The sequence below is a fragment of the Paracoccus sp. (in: a-proteobacteria) genome (assembly GCF_030538755.1).
Classification (GTDB): domain Bacteria; phylum Pseudomonadota; class Alphaproteobacteria; order Rhodobacterales; family Rhodobacteraceae; genus Paracoccus.
In genome coordinates this window covers 1-4237 of the sequence record NZ_JAUNTJ010000045.1, presented here as the reverse complement: position 1 = coordinate 4237, position 4237 = coordinate 1, and the positions used below count along the sequence as shown (strand labels likewise).

Annotated in this window: 5 protein-coding genes; all 5 read right to left on the bottom strand. The window is 65.3% G+C overall.

Features of this window, described 5'->3' with window-relative positions; genetic code table 11:
• Nucleotides 1-74: 74 nt before the first annotated feature.
• Entirely contained in the window at nt 75-902 is an 828-nt protein-coding gene (locus Q4G14_RS14970) for a glycosyltransferase (protein ID WP_303362565.1), read from the bottom strand.
• Nucleotides 902-1822, bottom strand: a complete 921-nt coding sequence (locus Q4G14_RS14965) for a DMT family transporter (RefSeq protein ID WP_303362564.1) — start codon at nt 1820-1822, stop codon at nt 902-904. The genes Q4G14_RS14970 and Q4G14_RS14965 overlap by 1 nt, the downstream gene beginning before the upstream one ends.
• 75 nt (nt 1823-1897) lie before the next feature.
• Nucleotides 1898-2968, bottom strand: a complete 1071-nt coding sequence (gene selD, locus Q4G14_RS14960) for a selenide, water dikinase SelD (RefSeq protein WP_303362563.1) — start codon at nt 2966-2968, stop codon at nt 1898-1900.
• Nucleotides 2969-2975: 7 nt separating this feature from the next.
• Nucleotides 2976-3821, bottom strand: a complete 846-nt coding sequence (locus tag Q4G14_RS14955; protein ID WP_303362562.1) for a glycosyltransferase — start codon at nt 3819-3821, stop codon at nt 2976-2978.
• Between the two features lie 81 nt (nt 3822-3902).
• Nucleotides 3903-4237 (bottom strand): hypothetical protein (locus Q4G14_RS14950; RefSeq protein ID WP_303362561.1); only part of this gene is annotated, 335 nt, incomplete at its 5' end.

Below are 4237 nucleotides of genomic sequence, written 5' to 3'. Positions count from 1 at the left end.
GACCACTCAAGGTTCTGGTCCCCGGCGCGGTTTCCCGGCGGGTAGCGGGGCTATAGGGGGAATCACGTCTTGTGTCAACCAAGGCCCCCGCCCGCCCGCAGGTCGTGATCCAGTTCATCCAGGTCGATCCGAAACCGCCGCCGCAGTTGCGCGCGATACTGTTCCGGGTTCGCGGGCCAGGGATGCCCCGGCCCCATGTCGGAACCGGAATCGCTGTCCCCATGCATGGTTCGCAGAAACATCAGCGGGCGGGTGATCGACACCCCCGGCATCCATTTGCCCAGCTTGGAATGATCGTAGTGCAGCGCCGTCACCGGCTGATCGGGCCGGGCAAAGATCGTCAGCGCGACGCCCATATTATGGCAGATGCGCGGGATCAGATGCACGCCATCGCCCCCCGCGCGCAGCATAAAGCCGCGCGCATGATCCAGCGACAACAGCCCCTCGCGCGACCAAAGCCCCTGCACCGGCGCAAAATCGGCACGCGCCCTGGCGATATAGTCAACGGCCACGGCATCGTCATCATCATGGCGGAAATGGCCGATCACCTCCGCCGACAGGTCGATATGGGGCTGCACGGCCTCAAGACAGGCGGGCAGGTGCCGCTCCATCGGCGGCACCAGCGACAGCCGCAGTTGCGGAATGTCGGCGCACAGATCGCGCAGGCGCGACAGATAGGGTTCGGGCAGGTCGGGGCCGGTCATCACCACCAGCGTGAAATCCGGGTCGGTCTGCGCCTGCCACGCGGGCAAGGCGATCCGCGTGAACAGAAACCAGCGCCGCGCCAGCCGCGCCGGATCATACAGAAACGCGCGCCGTTCCTCGAACGACGCATGTTCCGTCTGATAGCCGCGCAGCCCGACATAGGAAAACCGGCACAGGCCCAGCATCTGAACGCGCATCACAACCGCCCCTGCCGGGTCAGACGCCGTTCGCGCAGGATGGTATAGACCCCCGCCCCCACCACCAGCGCCGAGCCGATCCACGTCCACATATCAGGCCATTCGCCAAACACCAGCAGCCCCAGCACAATCGTCACCACCAGCGAGACATAGCGGAACGGCGCGACAAAGCCGATTTCGCCCACGCGCATGGTGGCGATCACGGTCACATAGCCGATGGTCAGAAACATCGCGGCCAGAATCAGCAGCCCCGCCTGCGCCAGCGTCGGCATCCGCCACCCCTCGCCCAGGGACAGGACAAGAGCCGCCGCCGTAACCGACAGCGCGGCATAAAAGGCAATCGACGACGACCTGATCGCGCGCGAAAACATCCGCGTCGCCATATCGCGCAGCACCAGCGCCGCGACAGCCCCCACACCAACCACAGACCAGATGTCAAAGGCATCGCTGCCGGGGCGCAGGATCAGCATCACCCCGGCCAGACCGATCAGGATCGCCAGCATCCGCCGCCAGCCCAACTGCTCGCCAAACATGACCGCCGCCGCCAGCGTGACCAGCAGCGGCAAGGATTGCAGGATCGCCGACAGCTCGCTGATGGCCATATGCGTCAGCGCATTCAGGAACAGCACGGTCGAAGCCACCTCGCCCACCGTGCGCAGCACCATGGGCCAGCGGTTTTCGCGCTGCACCCGCAGATCAAGCCCGCCCTCGCGCCGGGCAAAGATGGCCAGTATCGGCAAAATCGCCAGACCGCGTAGCGCAATCGACTGATACAGCGGCAGATCCTGCGCGACATATTTCATCACCGTGTCGTTCATGGTGAAAAACGCCATCGCCACGCACATCAACACCGCGCCCTGAAGGTTCTCGGCGGGTGTCGCGGCACTGGTGCCGGGCTGAGGCTGGATCAGACTGCGCATGGCATTCCTGTGAACGGGGCCGCGCCGGTCAGGCACGGCGAGGCCCCGCTATAGGCTGATAAAGTTGACAAACCGTCAACCCGTGACAGAAACCCCTGCCCCATCGACCGCCTGCCCGATGATCGCGGCCAGCGGATAGCCCGCGTCGCGAATGCGGGCCAGGGTTGCCTCGGCCGCGTCGGGGGCGACGGCAATCAGCAGCCCGCCCGAAGTCTGCGGGTCGGTCAGCAAAGCCTGCGCATGGGCGGGCAGGCCGTCGGCCAGGGTCACTTCCGCGCCATAGCTGGCCCAGTTGCGCCCCGATGCGCCGGTCACAAAGCCCTGCCCGGCCAGCTCATCCGCGCGGGTCAGGCGCGGCAGCGCCGCGAAATCCAGCGCCAGCCCGCAGCCCGAGGCGCGCGCCATTTCCAGCCCGTGCCCCAGAATGCCAAAGCCGGTCACATCGGTAATCGCCCGCACCTGCGGATCGGCGGCCAGATCGACGCCGACCTTGTTCAGCAAGGTGGCCGAGGCGATCATCTCGTCAATGCCGGCCTGATCCAGCGCGCCCTTTTTGATCGCGGCGGAATAGACGCCAACGCCCAGCCCTTTGGTCAGGATCAGCGCATCGCCGGGCCGCGCGCCACCGTTGCGGCGCAGATGTTCAGGCGATACCAGCCCGATGACCGCCAGCCCATAGATCGGCTCGACCGAGTCGATGCTGTGCCCGCCTGCAACCGGAATCCCCGCCTCGGCGCAGATCGAGGCACCGCCGGACAGGATTTCGCCAATCATGTCATGCGGCAGCACATTGATCGGCATCCCGACAATCGCCAACGCCATGATCGGACGGCCCCCCATCGCGTAAATGTCGGAAATCGCATTCGCGGCAGCAATGCGCCCAAAGGCATGTGGATCATCTACCATCGGCATAAAGAAATCGGTCGTCGCGATCACGCAGGTCTTGTCGTCCACCTGCCAGACAGCGGCATCATCGGATTCGGCATTGCCGACCAAAAGCTGCGGAAAAGCCGCCGCCAGCGGTTGGTCCTTGAGGATCGACTGAAGCACCGACGGCGCGATCTTGCAGCCGCATCCCCCACCATGGGCAAGCTGTGAAAGTCGGATCGGGTCTGCCTGGGTCATGGCTGGTCTCCTGCTGGTCATCCCTTGATTATCCTTGATCGGACAGCGAAACGAAAGCCCCCGGCGCGGCTGTCAGGGCCTCGCGCAGCGCCTGATGTTCAAGGCCAAAGCGGCGCAGCATCACCGTATGCACCTGCGCCTGCGTCATCTCGACCGGGATGCGTTTGCCAAGGTGATGGGGGCTGTCGTTATGGCCGTGAAAGCCGCGCATCCACATCACGCGGTCGATCTTGGTCGCGGTCGGGGTCAGCCGCCAGACCCAATCGTGGCGGTAATTCATCACCGAGCGCGGCTCGCCCCCCGGAAAATACAGCGTCAGCCCCGGCGCCCAGAAATGCGTCAGCGCGCAACTGACATGCAGATCATCGCCATCGGCCTGCACCAGCAGCCCCCGGCCATAATCCAGTGCCACCGGATTCCAACCATCCATCAAGCCCTTGATTGCATGGTAATCCTGACGCACGCTGGCGACGTAATCCTGCGCCACCGCATCGTCATCGTCCATGCGAAACTGCGCCACGACATCGGCACCGGGTTCGGTCGCCTCGGCCAGCATGGCGCGGCAGATCGGGGCGTGGGGGCCGGGCGGTGCCTGCATCAAGCGGATTTGCGGCACGGCCTGAGCAATGTCGCGCAGATGGCCAAGCCATGGCTGCGGCAGGTCTTCGCCGGTGGCAACGATCAGTGTGAAATCAGGATCGGTCTGCCACAGCAGCGGCGGCAGGCAGAGGTTTTCAAACCAGCGCATCCGCAGATCCAGCCGCGCCGGATCGTAAAGAATGGCCCGGTTGCGGGCCAGATCGGCGCCAGTCGTCTGAAAATCGCTGACCGTCAACAGCGAAAAGCGGCACAGCCCCAGAACCTGAATGCGCATCTGTCCCCCCTGCCCGACCCGGTTGCGCCAAAAGAAAAGGCCCGGCGCGATGCCGGACCTTTCTGTTTCATGCCAAGGCGATCATTCCTCGGTGGTGGTTTCGACCACTTCGGGGGCGATCAGCGCGGCGGCTTCTTCGGCCTCGGCGCGGCGCGCCTCGATCACGGCACTGTCGCGGTCGGCGGCGATGCGGCGCACCCGCGCCGTCGCCCCGCCCGTGCCCGCCGGGATCAGACGGCCGACGATGACGTTTTCCTTCAGGCCAACCAGCTTGTCGCGCTTGCCCTGAACGGCGGCTTCGGTCAGCACGCGGGTCGTTTCCTGGAACGAGGCCGCCGAGATGAACGAACGGGTCTGCAAGCTGGCCTTGGTGATGCCCAGCAGAACCGGCTCGCCCGCCGCGGGCTTGCCGCCCT

What these genes read in the sequence shown, in the direction of transcription:
- Q4G14_RS14970 (WP_303362565.1), bottom strand. Translation starts at nt 902, where the DNA reads ATGCGCGTTCAGATGCTGGGCCTGTGCCGGTTTTCCTATGTCGGGCTG.
- Q4G14_RS14965 (WP_303362564.1), bottom strand. Translation starts at nt 1,822, where the DNA reads ATGCGCAGTCTGATCCAGCCTCAGCCCGGCACCAGTGCCGCGACACCC.
- selD (WP_303362563.1), bottom strand. Translation starts at nt 2,968, where the DNA reads ATGACCAGCAGGAGACCAGCCATGACCCAGGCAGACCCGATCCGACTT.
- Q4G14_RS14955 (WP_303362562.1), bottom strand. Translation starts at nt 3,821, where the DNA reads ATGCGCATTCAGGTTCTGGGGCTGTGCCGCTTTTCGCTGTTGACGGTC.